This window comes from Alkalibacterium putridalgicola (genome assembly GCF_900109825.1).
Lineage (GTDB): Bacteria > Bacillota > Bacilli > Lactobacillales > Carnobacteriaceae_A > Alkalibacterium > Alkalibacterium putridalgicola.
In genome coordinates, this window is record NZ_FOBL01000003.1 from 74,796 (window position 1) to 97,059 (window position 22,264).

18 protein-coding genes are annotated in these 22,264 nt (G+C 42.9%); all 18 read right to left on the minus strand.

Features of this window, described 5'->3' with window-relative positions:
• Positions 1 to 14: 14 nt before the first annotated feature.
• A complete protein-coding gene (gene rsmI, locus BMX84_RS01890) occupies positions 15 to 893 on the minus strand; it encodes a 16S rRNA (cytidine(1402)-2'-O)-methyltransferase (protein ID WP_091486738.1) in 879 nt (292 codons plus the stop codon).
• Positions 871 to 1,218: a GIY-YIG nuclease family protein gene (locus BMX84_RS01895; protein WP_091486639.1), complete on the minus strand. Its 348-nt coding sequence runs from the start codon at positions 1,216 to 1,218 to the stop codon at positions 871 to 873. Before BMX84_RS01895 ends, rsmI begins: the two co-directional genes overlap by 23 nt.
• The gene (locus BMX84_RS01900) at positions 1,211 to 1,963 is read right to left on the minus strand and encodes a tRNA1(Val) (adenine(37)-N6)-methyltransferase (RefSeq protein WP_091486641.1); all 753 of its coding nucleotides are present in this window, start codon (positions 1,961 to 1,963) and stop codon (positions 1,211 to 1,213) included. Before BMX84_RS01900 ends, BMX84_RS01895 begins: the two co-directional genes overlap by 8 nt.
• Positions 1,964 to 2,845: 882 nt before the next feature.
• Entirely contained in the window at positions 2,846 to 3,406 is a 561-nt protein-coding gene (nrdG, locus tag BMX84_RS01905; protein ID WP_091486644.1) for an anaerobic ribonucleoside-triphosphate reductase activating protein, read from the minus strand.
• Positions 3,396 to 5,591, minus strand: coding sequence for an anaerobic ribonucleoside-triphosphate reductase (gene nrdD / locus BMX84_RS01910; RefSeq protein WP_218142319.1), 2,196 nt, complete (start codon positions 5,589 to 5,591; stop codon positions 3,396 to 3,398). The genes nrdG and nrdD overlap by 11 nt, the downstream gene beginning before the upstream one ends.
• Before the next feature lie 135 nt (positions 5,592 to 5,726).
• Entirely contained in the window at positions 5,727 to 6,692 is a 966-nt protein-coding gene (gene nrdF / locus BMX84_RS01915; protein WP_091486646.1) for a class 1b ribonucleoside-diphosphate reductase subunit beta, read from the minus strand.
• Between the two features lie 71 nt (positions 6,693 to 6,763).
• Positions 6,764 to 8,956 carry a class 1b ribonucleoside-diphosphate reductase subunit alpha gene (gene nrdE / locus BMX84_RS01920; protein WP_091486649.1) on the minus strand — a complete coding sequence of 731 codons (2,193 nt, stop codon included), beginning with the start codon at positions 8,954 to 8,956 and terminating at the stop codon, positions 6,764 to 6,766.
• The gene (gene nrdI / locus BMX84_RS01925; RefSeq protein WP_091486652.1) at positions 8,925 to 9,308 is read right to left on the minus strand and encodes a class Ib ribonucleoside-diphosphate reductase assembly flavoprotein NrdI; all 384 of its coding nucleotides are present in this window, start codon (positions 9,306 to 9,308) and stop codon (positions 8,925 to 8,927) included. The genes nrdE and nrdI overlap by 32 nt, the downstream gene beginning before the upstream one ends.
• 4 nt (positions 9,309 to 9,312) lie before the next feature.
• Positions 9,313 to 9,546: a glutaredoxin-like protein NrdH gene (gene nrdH / locus BMX84_RS01930; protein WP_091486654.1), complete on the minus strand. Its 234-nt coding sequence runs from the start codon at positions 9,544 to 9,546 to the stop codon at positions 9,313 to 9,315.
• A 266-nt stretch (positions 9,547 to 9,812) separates the two neighbouring features.
• Entirely contained in the window at positions 9,813 to 10,157 is a 345-nt protein-coding gene (locus BMX84_RS01935) for a DNA replication initiation control protein YabA (protein WP_091486657.1), read from the minus strand.
• Positions 10,158 to 10,292: 135 nt separating this feature from the next.
• A complete protein-coding gene (gene holB / locus BMX84_RS01940; RefSeq protein ID WP_091486660.1) occupies positions 10,293 to 11,285 on the minus strand; it encodes a DNA polymerase III subunit delta' in 993 nt (330 codons plus the stop codon).
• An 18-nt stretch (positions 11,286 to 11,303) separates the two neighbouring features.
• On the minus strand, positions 11,304 to 11,633 hold the full coding sequence (locus BMX84_RS01945; RefSeq protein WP_091486664.1) for a cyclic-di-AMP receptor: 330 nt from the start codon (positions 11,631 to 11,633) through the stop codon (positions 11,304 to 11,306).
• 45 nt (positions 11,634 to 11,678) lie between these two features.
• A complete protein-coding gene (tmk, locus tag BMX84_RS01950) occupies positions 11,679 to 12,308 on the minus strand; it encodes a dTMP kinase (protein ID WP_091486666.1) in 630 nt (209 codons plus the stop codon).
• 365 nt (positions 12,309 to 12,673) lie between these two features.
• The gene (locus BMX84_RS01955; protein WP_091486668.1) at positions 12,674 to 13,615 is read right to left on the minus strand and encodes an NADP-dependent oxidoreductase; all 942 of its coding nucleotides are present in this window, start codon (positions 13,613 to 13,615) and stop codon (positions 12,674 to 12,676) included.
• A gap of 427 nt (positions 13,616 to 14,042) precedes the next feature.
• Positions 14,043 to 20,621 carry a 5'-nucleotidase C-terminal domain-containing protein gene (locus BMX84_RS01960; RefSeq protein WP_091486672.1) on the minus strand — a complete coding sequence of 2,193 codons (6,579 nt, stop codon included), beginning with the start codon at positions 20,619 to 20,621 and terminating at the stop codon, positions 14,043 to 14,045.
• Positions 20,622 to 21,039: 418 nt separating this feature from the next.
• Complete coding sequence (locus BMX84_RS01965; RefSeq protein ID WP_091486675.1) at positions 21,040 to 21,270, minus strand: DUF2508 family protein; 231 nt, start codon at positions 21,268 to 21,270, stop codon at positions 21,040 to 21,042.
• 4 nt (positions 21,271 to 21,274) lie between these two features.
• On the minus strand, positions 21,275 to 21,871 hold the full coding sequence (gene recR, locus BMX84_RS01970; RefSeq protein ID WP_091486677.1) for a recombination mediator RecR: 597 nt from the start codon (positions 21,869 to 21,871) through the stop codon (positions 21,275 to 21,277).
• A gap of 63 nt (positions 21,872 to 21,934) precedes the next feature.
• On the minus strand, positions 21,935 to 22,252 hold the full coding sequence (locus tag BMX84_RS01975; RefSeq protein ID WP_091486680.1) for a YbaB/EbfC family nucleoid-associated protein: 318 nt from the start codon (positions 22,250 to 22,252) through the stop codon (positions 21,935 to 21,937).
• Positions 22,253 to 22,264 lie beyond the last annotated feature (12 nt).

Consider the following 22,264-nt stretch of genomic DNA (forward strand, 5'->3'; position numbering starts at 1 on the left):
TTCCTCCCTGTCATTTAATTTTCCAGTTCGTGATAAGCGGCATAAACCTCACGTTTGGGCATATCCCTAAGTAGTGCTACTTCCTTGATTGCTTTTTTACTGGGCAGTGACTCATTTTCCATGACAAATGCCACATGCTCTTTCAACGTCCAGTTTTCCCACACTTTAACTTCTTCCGTTTCCGCATGTTCATTCCCTTCGACGATGATGACAAATTCACCACGGATGTTTTCCTCACTTAACCATTCGTAGACCTCATCCATCGTGCCGCGGATAAATTCTTCAAAGCGTTTCGTGACCTCCCGTGCCAGAACAAGTTTCCTTTCAACACCAAAGACACCAGCCATGGCGTCAACAACTTGCTTGATGCGATGAGGCGATTCATAAAAGACGAGGGTCTCTTTTCGTTTATTCAGTTCTTCCAGTTCAGCTGTCAGGTCTTTCTTCTTTCTAGGTAAAAAGCCTAGAAAGTAGAATGGCTGAGGGGATAAACCTGAAGCGATCAGTGCTGTCAGTGCGGCATTAGGTCCCGGCAAGGGGACAACAGAGATGCCTGCGTCCACGGCGGCTTTCACCAAATCTACTCCGGGGTCACTGATGGACGGCATGCCTGCATCACTCACCTGAGCAATCGACTGCCCGTCTAGGAGTTTTTCAATCAGCTGCGGTGTACGCTCTTTTGAATTGTGTTCATGAAAACTCGTCTGTGTAGTTTCTACCTCAAAGTGATTCAGGAGCTTCTGCGTGTTCCGCGTATCTTCTGAGGCGATCAGGTCGACCTCATTTAAAATATTGACGGCCCGAAACGTCATGTCCTCCAGATTGCCTATGGGAGTCGGCACTAAGTAGAGTGTTCCTTTATCCTGTTGTTCAAAACTTTTCTGCGTCTCGATCATGTTTACCTGTCACCTCTCTCACGACACACACCGTCTGATTTTTCAAAGGCATCTTCACACCTTGTTCTTTCAGATATCTGTTTTTCTGGGTGCGTGCCTGTTTTTTGAATGCCGCTTCTGCTTTGGTTGCTTCACTGCGTGTCTCATACGCTTCTGCGTAAATCATCTTTAGCGGTCGACGTCTTTTAGGCCGGGTATACTTGGCCCCAACCCCGTCGTTGTGTTCTTTCAGTCTTCGGGAAAGGTCTGTCGTGTACCCGCCGTAAAGTGTCCCGTCCTTACAATGTAAAACGTAAAAGTAACTTGTCTTTGCTTCACTCATTGCCGTAGATCATCCTTCTCACTTCCGGGTAATAATTCCCGTTCTCGTCGAATACATACAGCGGCGGCAAGATTTTCAGTCCTGATTCTTTACCCTGTTTGATGCCTTCGATCAGCAGCATATTCGCTTCCCTATCCGGTTTCGGATAGACGAAGCGTATGCGTTTTGGTGCCAGTCGGGCTGCCCGCATCTCATCCATGATTTCTAAGAACCGTTCTGGCCTGTGCACGAAATAGGCTTTGCCTTTCGTTTTCAGAAGGCCCGCAGAAACGGTCATCAGTTCTTTCAACGTCAGATGCAGTTCATGTCTTGCGATGGCCAGATGGGCGTTAGGGTTTTGTCGACTCTCTTCTGTCACCGTGAAATAAGGCGGGTTACAGGTCAGGACATCCACTGAATCTTTTTTGATGTGTTCGGTCGCATGATTCACGTCTGAGTGAATCATTTCCACTTGATCTTCTAAGTCGTTGAGCTTGATACTTCGCTCCGCCATATCGACCAGACGCTCCTGCAGCTCCATGGCCACGACTTTGCTATTCGTCTTCTGGCTCAGCATTAGAGCCACTGCCCCATTGCCTGAACATAAATCGACAACTCTGGCCCGATCATGCTTCGGTACTTTAGCAAAATCACCCAGTAATACAGCATCCAGTGAGAATGAAAACACTGAGGGGCTCTGAATGATTTCCAGATCATACTGCATCAGCTGATCGATGCGTTCGTCTTCCTTTAATTGAATCTCCATTATAATACCTTGCTTCCTTTATGATCGTTTCATTAAGTATACCAAAAATCCTTGTCAGTTTTATCGTGATATGTAAATTAAAAAGACGGTAGAATTGACAAAAGCCACTCACAAGTGAGCGGCTTTCTATAATTAAAAATAAATACTTCTAAAGTGAATCTTCATTATTCCCATTCATATGAATATGACTAAGTTTCTCATTTAAACGACACGATCCCTACCTCTATCGTGTTCTTACAACTCCATAGTTGCGCCAGTGTGAATAAATTTCTTTAAAACGTGTTTATATTATACTTCATATTTACTTTCAACGTAATTATAAGTATACCATTTTCTGGGAGATAAGCAAATGGGACGCTCCAGTCTGAATCCGAGCGGAACGAAGTCGTTTTGCTATACTATACAATATTTACATAATATTGCCCGATGGTGCTTGCTGAATCTGGGCCTGTTCGGTCGTTACACTAACATTCTTCTCCCTAACTACCGAACTTGGCATTATTCGGCAGTTTGAATGAACCTTTTTATACCTAACTGTCGAACGTGCTACTTGTTCGGTAAGTACATTGGATTATCTTCATGCTACCTGTCGAACTTGGCTCTCTTCGGTAAGTACGCCCAACTCCTTTTATCCTAGTTACCGAATAGAGACTCTCTTCGACAATTAGGTGAGATTTCTCTGAGCGTACTTGTCGAACTTGGCTATATTCGACAAGTACGTGTAACCTATCTATCCCTAATTACCGAACCAACGGTCAGCAGACTGTTTTAAGGAACTTATCGGTTCTGCTAGTCGACTTTCCCTTTACAAGACAGTCATCACTAAAAAAAAAGACTTCAAGAAGGCGACTGAATTGAAGTCTACCTTCTTGAAGTCTCTGTTCATTTATACTCCCCGTTTTTCCAGAGGATGACTTCCCCGGAGGCTAAAGACTGTTTCACATCAATGATCCGCTGGTTGGCACTCCCTCTAAAAGCCAGGTTTAGATCCATCTTGTCCTGCTCGAACCGTCCGTCAACAAGAACATCGATGACAGAAAGCAAGGCTTTCTTGTCGTCCGTACCCGCCATCAGCTCTTTCCAGGTATAGCCTGTCCAGGACCAGATGTCTTTGGTATCGTCAAAAGTCTCTCTGATTTTCTCACATAAAGGAACCGTCACGCCGGTATTCAGAAACGGTTCGCCGCCCAGCAGCGTCAGCCCCTGACAGTAGTCGGCTTTCAAGTCTTCTAAAATCTGTTCTTCCAGAGCTTTAGAATATGGCCTTCCATAAGAAAAGTTTTGAGCGGCTTTATTGTAACAGCCTTTGCAGGCAAAGGGGCAGCCACTGACATATAAACTGCACCTGACCCCTTCGCCGTCCACAAAATTATAGGGTTTATAATCCGCAACATAGTTTTTACTGAAACGGTCTGACGTCCACGTGATCGGATCAGCTGGCATCTAAACCAGATCCCTTCATATGTTTCGTACGAGATGAGATCTCTTTATGACGTCCGTCGACCATCGGCCGTTTCTGAGGATTGCCCAGATACCCGCAGGTCCTCTTGACCACATCACAAGTTTCAGCATTGGTATTGCCGCATTGTGGACATTTGAAGCCATTTTCTGTCGGTCTGAATTCTCCTTCAAAACCACATTCGTAGCAGTGATCGATCGGAGTGTTCGTACCAAGATAACCAATGCGATCATAAGCGTAATCCCAGACAGCTTCCAGAGCTTTGGGATTCGTCTGCAGTTTAGGGTATTCACAGTAGTGGATGAAGCCGCCCCCCGTATACTGAGCATAGTCTTTCTCGAAGTCGATCTTTTCAAAAGGCGTCGGGTTTTTCCGTACATCATAATGGAAGCTGTTCGTGTAGTATCCTTTGTCTGTTATATCGGAGACATCACCGAATTTTTCAAGATCCAGCTGGCAGAAACGGTCTGTCAGACTTTCGCTTGGTGTTGAGTAGACACTGACATGCAGACCGCTTTCCTGACCCCATTCATCTGCGTGGTTCTTCAATGTTTTCATGATGTCCAGCGTAAATACTTTCGCTTCTTCATTATCTTCCCACTCATGACCATAAAAAACAGTAGCTGCTTCATAGAGCCCGATATATCCCAATGAGACCGTCGCGCGTTTATTCAAAAACAGCTCTGACACCTCATCTTCTTTGGTCAGCCGCTCCCCGAATGCCCCGTGCATGTATAAAATAGGGGCGTTTGCGGGTTCAGCTTCCATCACGCGGTTCGCCTTGAACAACAAGGCATCTTTCAAGACGGAAAGACGTTCTGTCAGCAAGGCATTGAACCGGTCGATGTCACCCTTAGATTCCATCGCTATACGCGGGATATTTAATGTTACGACCCCAAGATTCATGCGTCCCACAGAGACATCTTCGCCTTGCTCATTCTTCCATCCCTGCAGGAAGGAACGGCAGCCCATCGGCGTCTTGAAACTGCCTGTGATCTCCACTATCTTATCGTAGCTCAGGATATCGGGATACATTCGTTTAGTGGAACATTCCAGCGCCAGCTGCTTGATATCATAGTTTGGATCGTCCGCATTCAGATTCAGGTCTTTTTTTAAAGTGAAAATCAGTTTAGGGAAAATGGCTGTCCGTTTTTCTTTACCCAGTCCCTTGATACGAACCGTCAGTATCGCTTTTTGGATTTCTCGTTCGATCCAGCTTTTACCCAGTCCGAAGCCTAAACTGGTGAACGGTGTCTGTCCCTGACTGGTATAAAGCGTATTGATTTCATATTCCAGACTCTGCATGGCATCATAGATATCTTTTTTCGTCTTTTCAACAGCGAAAGCTTGCTGCTTATCCTGACCTTCGATCCACTCCCTGGCTGTGTTTAAATGTTTTTCAAAGTTCAATTCGGCATAAGGAGCCAGCACTTCATCCACCCGGTCGAAGCTGCATCCACCGTACTGACTTGAAGCCACATTCGCGATGATTTGAGCAGTTTGAGCGGTAGCCGTCTGGATGGACCGCGGTGAATCGACTTCCGCATTACCGATTTGAAAGCCGTTCTCAAACATATTTTCAAAGTCGATCAGACAGCAGTTGCTCATGGGAGAATAAGGGGTATAATCCAGATCATGGTAATGGATATCCCCTTTTTCATGGGCATTTGCGACATGCGAAGGCAGCAGTTTCAGTCCAAGGGCTTTGCCGACGATCCCTGCCGTCAGATCACGCTGTGTGTTAAAGACTTTACTGTCCTTATTGGCATTTTCATTGACAATGGCTTTGTCCTGTTTCAGTAAACTGTCGATCATGGCATTTACATCACGCCTGTTCTCACGCTTTTTTTCTTTGTCTTCTCTTCGTTGAATATACCCTTCGACAAGGTCCAGAAAACCGTGCTGCTTGAGAACATCCAGCACGACAAAATCGATTGCTTTCGTATCGATATCCGCTTCATCATTGCTGAGAATGATCTTTTCGACTTCCAAAGAGATCCCTTTCAAGTCACTAAACGAAAAATCCAGATCCAGCTGCTGCACAGCCTGAAACAAGGCTTCTGTGATTTTCCTGCGATCATACGTCTGTACTCTGCCATCTCGTTTTTTTACGACTGATATATTATATTCTTTTGTTGTTCCTTCCTTTGCCATATCTACGTTCTGCATGTGGCTTTCCTCCTCTGATTTACACTCGCTTATTCAATCATTCACAAATATATCTAAAAAAATAAATGTACGTTTACAAATCAGTTTCAAGCGTTTCCCCTTTAGAGAAACGCCTGTAAACGTCATTGATGCTGCTTAACTCATCCACTTCTCGTAGTCGCTGTCGTCCATCGATTCGACCATCCCCACTAAATAACCATTCCCGACTTGGGAGAAGAAATCGTGGTTGCTGGTCCCTGTCGAAATCCCATTCATGATGATCGGGTCGACATCTTGTGCCGTATCAGGGAACAAGGGATCAAAGCCGAGGTTCTGCAGCGCTTTGTTGGCATTGTATCTTAAAAAGATACCGACACTGTCCGTCCAGCCGATGTCATCATACAAATGACTCGTGTACTCTATTTCATTTTCGTAGAGTCGGAACAGTAAGTCATAGGCCCAGTTCTTCAGCTCCTCTTGCTCTGTTTCATCCAGCTGATTATAACCCACTTGAAACTTATATCCGATATACGTGCCATGGACTGATTCATCCCGCAGGATCAGCTTGATGATCTCCGCGACATTCGTCAGCTTGCTGTTTCCGAGATAATAAAGCGGGGCATAGAAACCTGAATAAAACAGGAACGACTCAAGCAGGACACTTGCTACTTTCTTCTGCAGATCGGTCCCGTCCTGGTAGATCCCATTGATGATCTGCGCTTTTTTCTGAAGCATCGGATTGGAATGCGTCCACTCAAAAATCTCGTCGATTTCAGCTTTTGTATTCAACGTACTGAAAATGGCACTGTAGCTTTTGGCATGCATGGATTCCATGAATTCGATATTGTTATAGACGGCTTCTTCATGCTGAGTCCGGCTGCTTTTCTTGAGTGCCTCGATCCCGTCCTGTGACTGCAGTGTATCCAGGAGCGTCAATCCCCCAAACACTTTGGCGATCATTTCCCGTTCGTTTAACGGCAACGTGTTCCAGTCACTCAAGTCATTGGAAAGCGGGATCCGGGTATCCGTCCAGAACTGTTCCACCAGCTTTTCCCAGGTCAGTTTATCGATCATATCATCGATCCGATTCCAGTTGATGGCTTTATATGCTTCTGCTGTCATATTTGATTCTCCTTTATTCAGGAAAAGACCTGATTCGGCCTCTTCTCTTTTCCTACCAGATATTTCTCCTGTTAAATCGTACAGCTTTCACAGGCGTTGGCTCCGATTTCTTCTTCGTCATCGGTAAAGGTTCGCACGTAATAGATCGACTTCACACCTTTTTTATGGGCATAGTGTCTCAGAATAGTCAGATCCCGGGTCGTCTGTTTATTGGTGCGCCCTTCTTTCCATTCATACAAGCCTTCTGGAATCGCCGAACGCATAAAGAGTGTCAGGCTCATCCCCTGATCCACATGTTTTTGAGCCGCTGCATACACATCGATGACTTTACGCATATCCATATCATAGGCACTGGTGTAATAAGGCATCGTTTCATTGGATAAGTAGGGGGCCGGGTAATAGGTCTTCCCAGTCAGTTTTTCCTGACGTTCCTCCACTAAGCGCGTGATCGGATGCAGGCTGGCAGAAGTCTCATTCACATAACTGATGGATCCTGTCGGCGCTACAGCCAGACGGTTCTGATGATAGAGACCGTATTTTTGAACATCAATTTTCAGCTGTTCCCAGTCTGCTTTAGACGGAACAGCAATACCACGATCATTGAACAGGTGCTCGACTTTTTCGTGTTCGAAGGTAAAGGATTTTTCAGTATACTTGTCGAAGTACTTCCCTGAGGCATAATCCGATTTTTCAAAGTTATGGAACACTTCTTGCCGTTCTCTAGCCATTTCATTACTGGCTTTCAATGTGTAGTAATTCAGCAGCATGAAGTAGATATCCGTGAATTCGATCGATTCCGGCGAACCATAATGCATTTGGTTCAACGCAAAAAACGTGTGCATCCCCATAGCGCCCAAACCGATCGTATGGTACTTGTCATTCCCGTTTTTCACAGTCGGCACCGCATCGATACTCGAATGGTCAGTCACATAGGTGAGCGCCCGGACCATCGTATTGATCGACTGTTCAAAGTCAGGCGTATTCATCAAGTTGACGACATTCGTTGAGCCTAAGTTGCAGCTGATGTCGGTCCCCATCACTTCATATTCCTGATTATCTTTAATTATGGAAGGTTCCTGGATCTGCAGGATCTCGCTGCATAAATTGCTCATCGTTATCGTGCCATGGACCGGATTTTCCCGGTTCGCTGTGTCGATATTGATGATATAAGGATAGCCGGATTCCTGCTGAAGCTTGGAAATTTCATTTTCGAGTTCACGTGCATTGATTTTCGTTTTTCTAATCTCCGGATCAGCGACCAGCTTGTCGTACTCTTCTGTAATATCCACATATGAGAATGGCTTGCCGTAGAGGCGTTCGACATCATAGGGGCTGAAAAGATACATTTCTTTGTTTTCAGCAGCCAGTTCATAAAACTTGTCCGGTACCACAAGACCTAAAGACAGCGTTTTGACACGTACTTTTTCATCTGCATTTTCTTTCTTTGTGGATAAGAAACGCAGGATATCCGGATGGAAGACGTTCAAATAGACCGCTCCAGCCCCGTTCCGCTGTCCAAGCTGATTGGAATAGCTGAAACTGTCTTCTAAAAGTTTCATGACAGGCAGGACACCGCTTGAAGCATTCTCGATGTGCTTGATCGGATCACCCGCTGCTCTCAGATTCGTCAGGTTCACCCCGACACCTCCACCGATGCGTGACAGCTGAAGCGCCGAGTTGATCGTGCGGCCAATGCTGTTCATATCATCCATCGTCTGGATCAGGAAACAGGACACAAATTCGCCCCGTCGCTTACGTCCGGCATTCAAGAATGTCGGTGTGGCCGGCTGATAACGCTGATTGATGATCTCCTCAGCAATATGACTGGCCAGCCCCTCATCACCATCTGCCAGATACAAGGCATTGAAGGCGATCCGGTCCTCAAAGCGTTCCAGATACTGCTTGCCGTCGTTGGTTTTCAGCGCGTACTGTGTGTAAAACTTATATGCGCCCATGAACGAGCGGAACCGGAATTGCTTGGCATACAACTCTTCAAATAACCGATCGAGAAATGCTTCTGAATACTTTTCAATAAATTCCCTCTCGATAAAGTCATGAGTCATTAAGTAAGTCAGTTTTGCTTTGACACTATCGAAAGGGACAGTGTTTGGATCGATATGTTCTTTGAAGAAAGCCTGGACTGCTTCCTGATCTTTATGCAAAGGTATCTGATTATCCACAGGCCGGTTGATTTCATTGTTGAGTCTAAAATAAGTTACTTCTTTTGACTTTTCATTTCGTGTGCTGGTCGATACCAAGGTCATTCACCACTTTCTTTAATTTCAAAACGTCTTCATCATTCCCCTGAAATTCGAATCGATGGAGTAAGGGCACGTTATAGTCCTGTGCGATATCTTTGGCCGTGAAGACGTACAGTTGACCAAAGTTTATATTTCCTCCCCCCGCGACTCCTTTTAACCATTGACTATTCTCTCCGGTCTCAAGAAAGTCGTCCCATATTTCAGTGACTTCTTTGTCATAAGTAGGCGTTACTATGATAAAAGGTTCATTCATTTTAACAAACGGATCTGCCGGATTTAATTCCAGTACATCCATTCTCAGCTTCTCTACAAACTTACGTGTCTGACCAGTCAGTGTAAAAAAGACCACTTTCATATTGCTAAGCCAATCTGTTCAGTATATCGGGTCTGAAACCATTAAAAGCTTCAATGCCTTCTGCTATGACAACTGGCAGCGAGCTGAACCCCATTTTTTTCACTTCATCAATGGCTTCACCATTCTGTTCCACATCTTTTTCTTCAAAGGGTATTCCCTTATTCTCCAGATATTTTTTTGTAAATTGACATTGCATACAATTCGGTTTTGAATAAACGATCACTGATGATTCTTGCATTATAATTACCTCCATTATCCATGTTCTGAGACAACAAGATGTCACGGTTTTTCAGTAAGTTTCCGTCTGATCCATCTCCCTGTTCGATAATCTTATTTTACATCAGTCATTTTCAAAATCAAGGGGAACACACTACATATACCAAAATAATGTATAACACATACAACATATAGTGTTTTGGATACAGAAAAAACCTTCCTCACACTGCAGTTATACTGCATCAAGGAAGGGTTCTAATTAAATTTTTTCGAATAGTTGATATACATTTATCTTCGTTCACCGTAGATGACTTCCAGACAAAATGCACAGGGCTCATCGCCATCTCTTCTTGAGCCATAAAATAAATTACAGACATGAAAGCCGTCTTCATATATTTTTTCAAGATTCAAGCGAGACTTTGTCATACCAGAATCAGTCATTTGTTTCTCGATCGACTGCTGTTTTATTATTTCTGCTAAGCGATCTCTGAGATGTTGGTTTTCCATTCGCAGCACATTGTTTTCTTCGGTTAAGTGAGATAATTCTTCTTTGATATTCTTGATTGTACTTAACGTGGCTTCTGCTTGGGACTCCAGCTCAGAAAATGTATCATGCAATTCTTTTTTATCCATTTTTCACCACTTCTTTACTCTTCTTAGCTTATTTGTTAGTGATGCATGGACCGAAGAAATGTCCTCTTACATCTTTACCTAGCATACCATGATTACCATAAAAAAGCCAAATGTACACAATATCTTATTAAATTTCTACAGAGATCTTTTCATAGCTGCCAGCATTTTTAGAGCAGACATTTCAAGTACGCCCTGTGCGGCAACATTACTGTCCAGATATTTTTTTCCTGTCAGAATGATGTCCATCAGGTCGGCAAGCGTTACTGCACTTAATCGATCAGCTTCTTCCTGGATCCTAGTCTGATACTTCAGATAGCCGATAGAATAGTCTTTTGAAAGCTGAGTATTCAGTATATCCTGTAAAATGACCAGAAAGAGATCCAGGACCCGATGATACTCTGCTTTTTCCTTAACCAGAGGCATGATATCCGTGTGAACATAAATGAAGGCCTGATCATCTTTTTTAGAAAAGGCTACATACCATTTCCACACAGCCTCTATTAAAGCAGTAAGATTTTCATTCTCCGACAGTTCAAGGGCCTGTTCTGTATCACTGGTCAACTGACTCAGTACAGACGCCCGTTCCTTAGACAAACCGGCTTCTTCCAGAGCCTGCATCCGGTGTTCTTTTGACAGCTGAGGGAAATGGATCAGCTGGACACGGGATAGTATCGTTGGCAGCAGCTGATGCTTAGCGGTCGTCATTAATATGACGACGATATCACCATCCGGCTCTTCCAGAAACTTCAACAGACTGTTGGCCGCCTGAGTCGTCATCTTTTCGACATCTTTCACCATCACCAGTTTCTTTCTACCTTCCATCCCGCTTCTGGTAAATTCCTGCTTTAATCCTCTAACCTGGCCGATTTTGATCGACAAGCCCTCCGGCTCCAACTCGATGACATCGGGATGCTGGTGAGAAGCGATCCGCTGACACGTATGACATTCTCCGCAGGGGCCATCAGAAAAGTTCTGACAGAACAAACTCTGAGCTATCCATAACGCCGTCTCTTTTTTACCTGTGCCTGTCTTGCCGTCAAATAAATAGGCATGCTGCAGGTTATCTTTTTTAATTAACTGAAGAAACAGCCGCTGAATGCTCGGCTGTTTGATTGTTGTGGTAGACATTGCTCGTCTCCCTTGCGTTTAGAATTGTAAAAATTGATCGATCGGTAAAACAAAAATCGTGGCACCGCCAACTTCAACATTTACTGGATATGTCAGATCCGATTCCAGCGTGAAGTCGTAAGACGGTGGGCTCATCATGGTTTGACTGCGCGTTGAACAGTTTTCTTTGATCAGTTCAAGCGTCTCATCAACCTTTCTGTCCTCGACACCCATTAAGAATGTAGTGTTCCCTGCTCTCAAGAATCCGCCTGTAGAAGATAATTTCGTTGCCCGGATACCATTTTCAACAAACTCATCCGCCAGACGCTTACTATCCTGATTCTGTACGATTGCTACGACTAATTTCATCTTACTTCATCCTCTCTTATGAACCGCTCTATCATGCTTAGATTTTCAGATTCTTGCCTTGACGATTTTCCATACATCCTCAAATACTTTTTCTTCAGACTGACTCGCATCTACCGTGACAAAACGATTGGGTTCTGCCTCGATCAAAGCCAGATAACCTTTTCTCACTTCTTCATGAAAGGCCACTTCTTCCAGCTCAAGGCGGTCTTGCGTGCGGTTGGAATTTTTATCTTTTATTCGATTAAGCCCAACTTCTGCATCCACGTCTAAATAGATCGTCAGATCTGGTCTCAATCCTTCGATGGCAAATTCATTTATTGCCTTGACTTCTTTGATCCCGATCCCTCTAGCCTGACCCTGGTAAGCGATAGAACTGTCTACAAATCGGTCACATAGTACGATATCTCCTCTTTGTAGTGCAGGATTGATTTTTTCCACAACATGCTGACGTCGCCCGGCTGCCAGCAAAAGGGCTTCAGTTCGGTCATCCATGTTCGTATGTATCGGATCCAGCAAGATAGCTCTTATTCTTTCAGCTATTTCGCTGCCTCCCGGTTCTCTTGTAACGACTAAAGGTCTGGTGGTGGTCTGCTTTATTGCTTCGACTAACCGTTTTACAACACTCGATTTTCCTGCACCATCCGGTCCTTCGATCGTGATAAATAATCCACTCACAAAACTTCCTCCATCTATAACTCGATTCTACCTTCATTATACGTTAGATAGTACAGTGTTGTCTATTCTAAAAAAGAGTTCCATCCATGGATACTAAATAGTGAACGTATTAGTCACTATTTTTCTAAAAGCTTAGGTAGCCTCAAGCATTGAACTTTCATAAAAAAATCAGCTCCATTTTTCCATAATGATTGCGCGACTATATATCTATATCCTGTCTAATTCAATTCATTGTATAGAATAGATCATCACGCTGTGACAAAATAAGACTTTTGGATATCATCGCTTTTCATCTAAAGATAACCGACAAAAAACGACTGTATCAGACAGCCGTTTTTTGTCGAACGTTATACCTTTTTTTAGTCTTATCCCTCTGATTTAATAACGATTTTCCCCACGGCATGATGCGTTTCACTCAATTCATGAGCTTTGTATATTCCTTTTTCACTCAAGGGAAAGGTCGAACCGATCACGGATCTTAGATTCCCTTGCTCCATCAAATCGGCAAGTTCTTTTAGCTGCTCTCCATTCGGTGTCAGCCAAATATTATTAAATGTGACATCGGCTTTCTCGATCCACTCTTCTTCTGCTTCTGCAACTATGGAAACAATTCTGCCTGTATGAGGTTTCACAACTTTAAAACTGTCTTTCAGAACTTCACCGCCGATTGTATCAAAAACCATATCTACGCTGTTTAACAGCTCGCTGAATTCTTCCTTTCGATAATCAATGAACTGATCGACACCTAAGTCCATCAGTAACTCTTTGTTTTTACCGCTTGCTGTAGAGATAACAAAGGCGCCTTTATTTTTTGCCAGCTGGACAGCATATGTGCCGACGCCACCGGCCCCTGCGTGAATGAGGATTTTTTCTCCAGCTGCCAATTTACCATAATCAAATAGAGCCTGAAAAGCAGTCAGTCCCGCTAAAGGAACAGCAGCAGCTTCCTCAAACGAAACATTTTCAGGAATAGGAGCAAGCAAATGATCGTCCACCGCAGTATACTCAGCATATGTGCCGAATCGAGTGGTTTCAGGTCGTGCAAACACCCGATCACCAGTTTTCCAGCCAGTAACTTTACTGCCAATCTCATATACTTCGCCTGCAACATCCCAACCTAAAATAATCGGGAAGTCCCAAGGAAGCATTTGCTTGAGGTAACCTTCTCTTAACTTCCAATCAATAGGGTTGATCGAGGTGGCTTTGACTTTTACCACAACTTGATGTTCCTTCGGTGTAGGCATCGGTACTTCTGCTTCTTTCAATTTTTCTTTTCCACCATATTCTTCGATAATAATAGCTTTCATTTGCTTCTCCTCCATATTCATACTGAGAATGTCATAACTTCTTACAAATAATAAGTGTACCCAAAATCAAAAGAGAAAGCTAATTTTATGTGTTATCAGTATATAAGAATCATTTCCCTATACTCTTTCTCCTGCCCATGGTCGTTTTTCACTCTAGCTGAATATCATGTTTTCACTCATTACTCCAGATAGAAAGCGGCGGTCATATTGTCTTTCAGAATTAATTTCTAATATTCAGGAGTGACGATCGAAAGCAACCTTTTTATTTTTCCAGCCTTTAATAAAATATGATCAGGCTGTCAACAAAAAGCAGCGATTCATCGTCTGTTTTTTATGCATTACTTATTTGATGACCAATACACTAAATTGTTTACAAAAAAACAGGCCGATAGTTTTTACACTATCGGCCTGAATTCCTGTTTATTTATTAGTTAGAAAATTTCTTTTTGTACACTGTCATTGCTGCACCAACAGCAGTTGAGAATGCGCCTAACAATAAATACAGATAAGTGTTTGTAGCAGTTTCAGGTAACTCTTCCCCGTCCTGGTCTTTGTCTTGATCGTCTTCGGCATCTTCACCGTCTTGACCATCCTGACCATCTTGACCGTCTTGACCGTCTTGACCATCCTGACCGTTTTCACCGTCTTGGTCTGGTAATTCTTCGCCCATAAGATCAATGATTCTACCTTCGATTTCAGGGTTTACGATACCACCAAGGTACTGGTCTTCAACCATATAGTCGATCAACTGCTGCCAGTCTTCTTCACCGATATCTCTGACGCGGCCTTCTTCAAATGCCTGAGCAAATGTTTCATAGCCATCGCCGCCCTGACCGGTAAAGCCGTTTGTCGTTACGAGATACATTTCATCCATAGCGATTTCTGTCAGCTCACCATCTTGATCGATATACATTTCTACAATGCGGTCACCTGGTTCTCTTGTACTGTCATAGTAGAATTTCATGCCAGATACATGCAGGAAGCCACCGTTTTCTTCAGGTGCCTGACGAACACTGTGTTCCATGATCTCTTTGATTTCCTGACCAGAAAGTTCAGCTACAACTGGGTTATTACCAAATGGTAATACTGTCAGGACTTCACCGACTGTGATCGGTCCCTGATCGATACCGGCACGGATGCCGCCACCGTTCTGGAAGGCAATCACTGTTTCAGGGAATTTCTCCTGAGCTTTAGCAAGCATGGCATCAGTGATCAGGTTACCTAAACGTGTTTCGTCTGCACGAACACTCATTTCATCGCCTTCACCGAATCTTGGATTTTCTAACGCTTCAACAGCAACTGCGCCTGTTTCTTCGTTAGCGATCTCATCGACTCGTTCTTTGTACTCTGACAAAACGTTGAGTGCTTCTTCATCAGCTTCATATTCGCCAATATCCAGTAATTGTCCCATTTGTGAAAGAACAATACCATTTTCATCGAATTCAACTGTCAGTGTACCCAGATTATTTGCATACTGGCCGCCCTGAACGATAACTGTCGGTTCTTTTTCATTACCTTCATCATCGTGAGTGACTACAAACGGTTCGTCGATTTCAGAATGTGAGTGACCACCGACGATAATATCAATGCCGTCAACTTCCATAGCTACTCTCATATCATTGCCGACTTCTGGAGCTGTGTCGAAGCCTAAGTGGTTGACTGCCATGATTTTATTGATCCCTGCATCTTCGAATGCCTGAACAGCTTCTTCAGCTGCTTTAATGAAGTCTGTAAAGTCAACTTCCATTGGGCTTGAAATGTTTTCAGTGTCTTCTATTGTTACACCAAAGATACCGACTTTTTCCCCATTTATTTCTTGAACGATGCTGCTGTATATCAAGCCATCTTCCGGATCATCTACAACGGATTCATTAGTTTCGAGCTCATTCATAAACGGATCTTGAGAGAAGTCGATGTTTGTTCCCAAGAACGGGAAGTTTGCTTCTTTTACAAATTCCGAAAGTGACTCATGACCATTTTCTTCAGCGCCCAAGTCAAATTCGTGGTTACCGAAAGTCATCACATCGATATCCATTAAGTTGAGTAAGGCAAGATCTGCCAGTCCTTTATACTCATTAAAGTATAAGGTTCCCGAGAAGACATCTCCCGCATGTACCAGCATAGAATCTGGATTCTCGCCACGGAATGCGTCGATTGCAGAAATCATGTAAGGATAGTTTTCTACGCGACCGTGTGTGTCATTCATGTGCATGACTGAGAATTCAAACGTGCCATCCTCATCAGGTAATTCTGCCCCTTCATTTAGATCATTGATTCTACCTTCAATTTCAGGATCAACGACGCCACCAAGGTATTCGTCTTCAACCATGTAGTCGATGAGCTGCTGCCAGTCTTCTTCACCGATATCTCTGACGCGGCCTTCTTCAAATGCCTGAGCAAATGTTTCAAAACCATCGCCGCCCTGACCGGTAAAACCGTTTGTCGTTACAAGATACATTTCATCCATGGCGATTTCTGTCAGTTCGCCATCTTTGTCGATGTACATTTCTACGATTCGGTCTCCAGCATCTCTTGCACTGTCAAAGTAGAATTCCATACCAGATACTTGCAGGAATCCACCATTTTCTGCTGGTGCCTGACGGACACTGTGTTCCATAATATCTTTGATTTCTTGTCCAGATAGTTCTGCGATCACAGGGTTATTACCGAATGGAAGAACTGTCAGGACTTCACCAACTGTGATTGGTCCTTCATTGATACCGGCACGGATGCCGCCACCGTTTTGAACAGCAATCACTGCTTCTGGGAATTTCTCCTGAGCTTTTGCAAGCATGGCGTCGGTAATCAAGTTACCTAAACGCGTTTCGTCTGCTCGAACACTCATTTCATCGCCTTCACCATGTCTTGGATTTACTAATTCTGAAACAGCAACAGCGCCTGTTTTTTCGTTAGCAATTTCATCAACGCGGTCTTTATATTTCGCCAAAGCAACAAGTGCGTCTTCATCAGCTGGATATTCTCCTGTGTCTAACAATGCACCGGATTGAGCAATAACTTTTCCATCAGCATCAAATTCAACATTCAATGTGCCTAAGTTCCCGGCATACTGCCCACCTTGAACGATGACCGTCGGTTCTTTTTCGTTACCTTCATCGTCATGAGTGACAACATACGGTTCATCGAGTTCTGAATGTGAGTGACCACCGACAATAACGTCGATACCGTCCACTTCCATGGCTACTCTCATGTCGTTTCCGACTTCTGGAGCCGTGTCGAAGCCTAAGTGGTTGACTGCCATGATTTTATTAATGCCAGCATGTTCGAAAGACTGAACTGCAGCTTCAGCAGCATTTACGAAATCCGAGAATGAAACATCCCTAGGGCTTGAAATATTCTCAGTATCTTGAGTTACTAATCCAAAAATCCCAATTTTTTCGCCATTTATCTCTTTAACAATCGTTTCATAGATTTTACCATCTTCAGGATTTCCTTCTAACAGTTCATCTAGTTCAAAAGGTGCCATATATTTGTCTTCTGAGAAATCAACGTTTGTACCTAAGAATGGGAAGTTGGCTTTCTCTACAAATTCAGCTAATGACTGATGACCATTTTCTTCATCACCCAAGTCAAATTCATGGTTACCGAATGTCATGACGTCAATATCCATCATGTTTAACAGTGCTAAGTCTGCCAGGCCTTTAAATTCATTGAAGTATAAGGTGCCTGAAAACACATCACCGGCATGAACAAGCATGGAGTCAGGGTTTTCCCCACGGAATTCTTCAATAGCTGTGAGCATGTTCGGATAATTTTCTACTCGGCCGTGCGTGTCATTCATATGCATGACTGAGAAGTCAAAGGTTTCACGTAAGTCGATTTGAGCGAGGACTGGTTCATGGTCACTTGCTCGACTGTGCATGTCAGTGAAATCAGCATTGACATGGATCATATCAATTTCAGCTGTATCAGCAATATTATTTGACACCAGGATATGATCTAACACTTGTGAATTACCCTGATAAACGTAGCTGTAACGGTCACTTGCAGGTACTTTATTAGTCAGGTTAGTTAATGCATCCCCTGCGAGTATTTCCAGTGGTTCTGAGAATTCGAAGTCATTCATGTCACCGAGAACAACCACATTTTCATCTGGATTCTCTGCCAGTATTTCGTCTACAAACGAGTTGACTGACTGTGCTAACTGATTACGTTCGATTCTGCTGTCAAATTGTGGTGGCTGAACTTGACCATAATATGGATCATCTCCGCGTTTAGAGTTCAAATGATTGGCAATAACAACAACACTCTCACCATTGAACTCAAATTCTGCAGCTAGAGGTTTTCTTGTCCCTTCAAAGTCTGATGGGTTGACACGACCTGGGTTGAGTGTTAATTCACCATCAACATAATCAACAGCTTCAGTTGCTCCACCTTTATCTTTTTCGATCAATGAAACGCGGTCTGGATTATATAAGAACCCTACACGTATATTCCCACCAGGAGCTCCGCCATCTGCGTTGTATTCAGGATCAATGTTTGCATACGCGTATGTTGGTCCGCCTGCAGCTGAAATTTCATCAATTAAGCGCTGGTAACTTGCATCTGCTACTGAAGAGTTTGAAGCCTCTTCACCATCATCATCCTGTACTTCTACGATACCGATGATATCTGGTTCATTCATATCATTGACGAATGTGCTGGCAATTCTCTGAGCTTTTATATCTGAGGTTTCCTCAATATTTGCCGAGAAGTTCTCCACATTATAGGTAGCCACAGTTAACTTGGAGTCATTTTTAACAATGGATGTTGCTGAAGATGCCGCTTCGACTGAAACGTGAGCAGCTTTCATGTCTGCTAAATCTGAATAGATCTTGTAATTGCCAAATCCGTAGTTAACAACACCATCGATCGATTCAGTAAATTTGTCCCCAGTTTTAACGGCAAAATTTTCTGCATCATCATTTGGGTGAAGTTTGAACGGAATCAGTCTGGAATCCGGTCCGTCTTCAGACAGACGAAGCCCGCCATTGACAGTTGTATTTGAAGGTGTGTAGTCTTCTGTGGCAACAAATAAATCCCCGTATGCCTGCGGAGCAACAGCTCTTGAAGGCTGTACTTCTACACGCATACCTTCAATACTTTCCCAATAATCTAAAGAGTAGGCATCTGGATCAAAAACGTCTAGTGTTGTCCCGCCTTTGATTTCTCCAGGTAAATCACCAGATGTAACTTCTACAGAAGAAGGTAGTTCAACATCACTTTTAGTAATATCTACTATGCCGCCTTGATCATCTCTGGCATTTATTTGCGTTACAGGCAAGTCTGTTTCATCTTTATCACCGTAACCGTCTATATAATACTCAGATACTTCACCAGTGACTTCAACAAGATCACCAATTTTAACTCCGCTACTATTGTTGCCCGTATAAACAACGATACCTTCAGATGTGTTGTCATTGTCATCTGTCATGTCATCCGGTGTCTGCATATGGAAATAGTATGCATTGTTAAGCTCATATACATAAGTGACGACACCTTTTACGTTGTAAACATTTTCTCCATCCATTGGAGAATAATGTGCTTCGCCTTGAATCTCATGTATTTTATTTCCTTCAGTAATATCTACAACAGTGTAAGTGAATTCAGATAATTCGCTTTTTCTGTCGTCCACTACTGCAATTGCTTTAATAGTTTGATCATTTTCTAAAGTGATCGGTTCTGTATATACAGTACTTGATTCAGTTGGTTCAGAACCGTCTGTGGTGTAATAGATTGTTACACCAGAGGTGCGAGAGGACAGGGTGATCTCTGTATCCATTGGAACGTTTCCTGAATAATGGCTGGCAGTTACAGGAATAACAATGTTTGAGTCTTCTATGACATCGTTAATGTCTCGAGGTATCAGCTGAACAGCATTATAATAAGAGACAATTCCGGTGATGGACTCATAAATCGTCCCAACTGTTAAACCAAGATTGCCATTTTCATCTCTGATTGTGAATTCCGTTCCCGATTTATCCTTCGCAGTATAGTTCTTTCCATCTTCTGCTGTTATTTCGATATTTTCCATAATCGCTAATTCAGACTGATGGTCTTTAAGTTCAACGCCATCTAAAGGTACTGGTTTAGGAACTTCTGACCCTTCTACTTTATCCGCGACAGTTGGGTTTTTAATTTGTAGTAACCCATTAAACTCATCAAGGGCACCTTCAACAGTTATCTCATCGCCCAATTCGACATCTAATGAATCACCTGGGAATAATGCAATCGCACCTGTCTCGTCTTGAATTTGAACGGTACTGCTTAATTTTGCGGTCACTATACCTTTTGTTTTTACTTGCTCTTCTAGATTCTGTGCACGTGCATCTTCAATCGTCAGAAGATCCAGTTCTTTCGGTTCCTCAGTGATTGGAGGTGTATCTATATCTCCTACTTCTCCAGTATATTCAATTGAAGATACACCCAGTAAAGCATCGGCCCCATGATAGGTAGCTGTTTCACCGGTTACAATAATTTCTTTCCCAAAATTATTTATATCAGATTGAAGTCCAAATTTGGTTCTATTACCATCAACCAACTTAATTGCCAATACATTGGCGACGTTATCTTCATTGGGATCATCAGCTATAGCCACACTGTAATCATCTATAAATTCACTAGTTACAAGTGAAGGGCCACTAGCTAAATGTCCGACAATATAACCTTTGACTGTAGCTTCAGTACCATCATTTTCTCTTGCTATTGCATCTGCTACTGAAATCGTCGCATCAGTTTCAACTGCCATAAGCATAACTGATCCTGACTCAGCTGAAGATTCTTCGCCTGATTCCACTACTGGATCAGCGGCAGCCTCTTTGGATTCATCTGCTGTTCCTTCTGCAGTTTCATCCACTTTGCCTGCGTCTGGATCGACAACTTCAGTTGTTTTAGATTCTGTTTCTGTCTCAGCATACGCCGTTAACGGTGCAGCCGTCTGCGCAAACGAACTTAACAGGAGCATTGTTGCCAGGGAAAAACTATATTTCTTTCGCCAATTGTTGTGCATTCAATTCTCTCCTTGTAAATATGTTTTACTCTATTTATTTAATATGTAGCTGTGTTTCAGAGAATATCCCCCCTTGGATGTGTATTGACATAATAAATGTTTAGAGTTTGTAAAAGTAATAAAAGAAACACCTATGCAAGAGCTCTAAAAGATATTAGAGTACATCGGGAATCTTTTTTAGCGATTACATATGTTGGTTTATATTTTAAACTAATATAACTTCCAGTTATAATCGCTCGTATCTAATAGTTTAATCTACAGAAATAACAATGTCAACGCTTCCATTTAAATAAATAGTGTTATCCTATCCAAAACCCTATACTTTGGGCATCTTTTACTGAAATAAATTTCTCAAAAGACTATTAACTGTAAACAAAAAAAGCCGAAAATAATGGTCGGCTTTTTTAAAAAACAATATTCAGTTTAAAATATTTCCATTTATCTTTCTGATCCGGGCTTCTTTGAACAGATAATAATAGGTTGCTTTCTGAAGTTTATAGTGAGCCTGCCACTCGGGTTGGTCGTCAACAGCCATCCCTTTTATTTTCTCGTAAGATTCAAATTGTTTTCTCTGTCTGCTTATCAGTTCCACTAATTTTTCATCATAGGAACGTTTTAATTTACTTGTTCTTTTAAATAATGGCATCATGCACCTACATCTCTCTTCGACCTTCTACTGCTTTTAGCAGCGTGACTTCATCTGCATATTCGATATCACTGCCGACAGATAGCCCGTGAGCCAGACGGGTAACTTTGATGCCGGCAGGTTTGATCAGACGGGATAGATACATTGCTGTCGCTTCCCCTTCGGCCGTAGCATTCGTCGCAATGATCACTTCTTTTACTTCGTCTTTCTGCAGTCGTTTGATCAGAACGGGAATATTGATATCTTCCGGACCTGTGCCTTCGACTGGAGACAGCACACCATGCAGAACATGATACAGTCCTTTGAAATCCTGCATTTTTTCCATGGCAATGACATCTTTCGGATGCTCCACAACTAAAATAACAGACTGATCACGATTTTTATCTTCACAGATATCACACGGGTCGTTCTGCGTCATATTCCCGCAGATCGAACAATACTGTAAATCCCGCTTCACACTGATCAAGGACTTTGCGAATCGTGTGACATCTTCTTCCTGCATATTGACCGTATAAAAAGCCAGGCGAGCAGCGGTTTTTTCGCCGATCCCCGGTAGTTTCATGTAACTCTCCATTAATTGTGCAATCGGTTCTGGATAATGCATAACCGTTTCCTTTCTAAAAGAAAGCCTCAATCTCAGTTGAGGCTTTCACTCTTTTACTTATTCTTACATTCCAGGTATACCCAGACCTTTAGAATATTTCCCCATTACTTTTTCTGTTTCAGCATCGATTTTTCCTAGGGCATCATTAACAGCCAGCAAAACCAGATCTTCAATGATTTCTGCATCTTCCGGATCAACGATTTCTTCTTTGATCGATACTTTTTTACATTTCTTGTCACCGGTGAATGTGACGGTTACTAGATCGTCATTGGCAGTGCCCGTAAATTCTCTTTCATTCAAGGCTGCCTGATTCTGTTCCATTTCTTTCTGCATCTTCTGCATTTTTTTCATCATACCCTGCATATTTCCCATTCCACGCATATTTCATCATCC

Bases quoted from the DNA above. Each gene is read 5' to 3' on its own strand.
- recR (WP_091486677.1), bottom strand. From the start codon at position 21,871: ATGCATTATCCAGAACCGATTGCACAATTAATGGAGAGTTACATGAAA.
- nrdI (WP_091486652.1), bottom strand. From the start codon at position 9,308: ATGAAAGTGGTCTTTTTTACACTGACTGGTCAGACACGTAAGTTTGTA.
- BMX84_RS01975 (WP_091486680.1), bottom strand. From the start codon at position 22,252: ATGCGTGGAATGGGAAATATGCAGGGTATGATGAAAAAAATGCAGAAG.
- holB (WP_091486660.1), bottom strand. From the start codon at position 11,285: ATGTCTACCACAACAATCAAACAGCCGAGCATTCAGCGGCTGTTTCTT.
- BMX84_RS01935 (WP_091486657.1), bottom strand. From the start codon at position 10,157: ATGGATAAAAAAGAATTGCATGATACATTTTCTGAGCTGGAGTCCCAA.
- nrdF (WP_091486646.1), bottom strand. From the start codon at position 6,692: ATGACAGCAGAAGCATATAAAGCCATCAACTGGAATCGGATCGATGAT.
- nrdG (WP_091486644.1), bottom strand. From the start codon at position 3,406: ATGCCAGCTGATCCGATCACGTGGACGTCAGACCGTTTCAGTAAAAAC.
- BMX84_RS01965 (WP_091486675.1), bottom strand. From the start codon at position 21,270: ATGATGCCATTATTTAAAAGAACAAGTAAATTAAAACGTTCCTATGAT.
- BMX84_RS01895 (WP_091486639.1), bottom strand. From the start codon at position 1,218: ATGAGTGAAGCAAAGACAAGTTACTTTTACGTTTTACATTGTAAGGAC.
- BMX84_RS01900 (WP_091486641.1), bottom strand. From the start codon at position 1,963: ATGGAGATTCAATTAAAGGAAGACGAACGCATCGATCAGCTGATGCAG.
- nrdD (WP_218142319.1), bottom strand. From the start codon at position 5,591: ATGCAGAACGTAGATATGGCAAAGGAAGGAACAACAAAAGAATATAAT.
- BMX84_RS01945 (WP_091486664.1), bottom strand. From the start codon at position 11,633: ATGAAATTAGTCGTAGCAATCGTACAGAATCAGGATAGTAAGCGTCTG.
- BMX84_RS01960 (WP_091486672.1), bottom strand. From the start codon at position 20,621: ATGCACAACAATTGGCGAAAGAAATATAGTTTTTCCCTGGCAACAATG.
- nrdE (WP_091486649.1), bottom strand. From the start codon at position 8,956: ATGACCTTGGTATCGACCAGCACACGAAATGAAAAGTCAAAAGAAGTA.
- nrdH (WP_091486654.1), bottom strand. From the start codon at position 9,546: ATGCAAGAATCATCAGTGATCGTTTATTCAAAACCGAATTGTATGCAA.
- BMX84_RS01955 (WP_091486668.1), bottom strand. From the start codon at position 13,615: ATGAAAGCTATTATTATCGAAGAATATGGTGGAAAAGAAAAATTGAAA.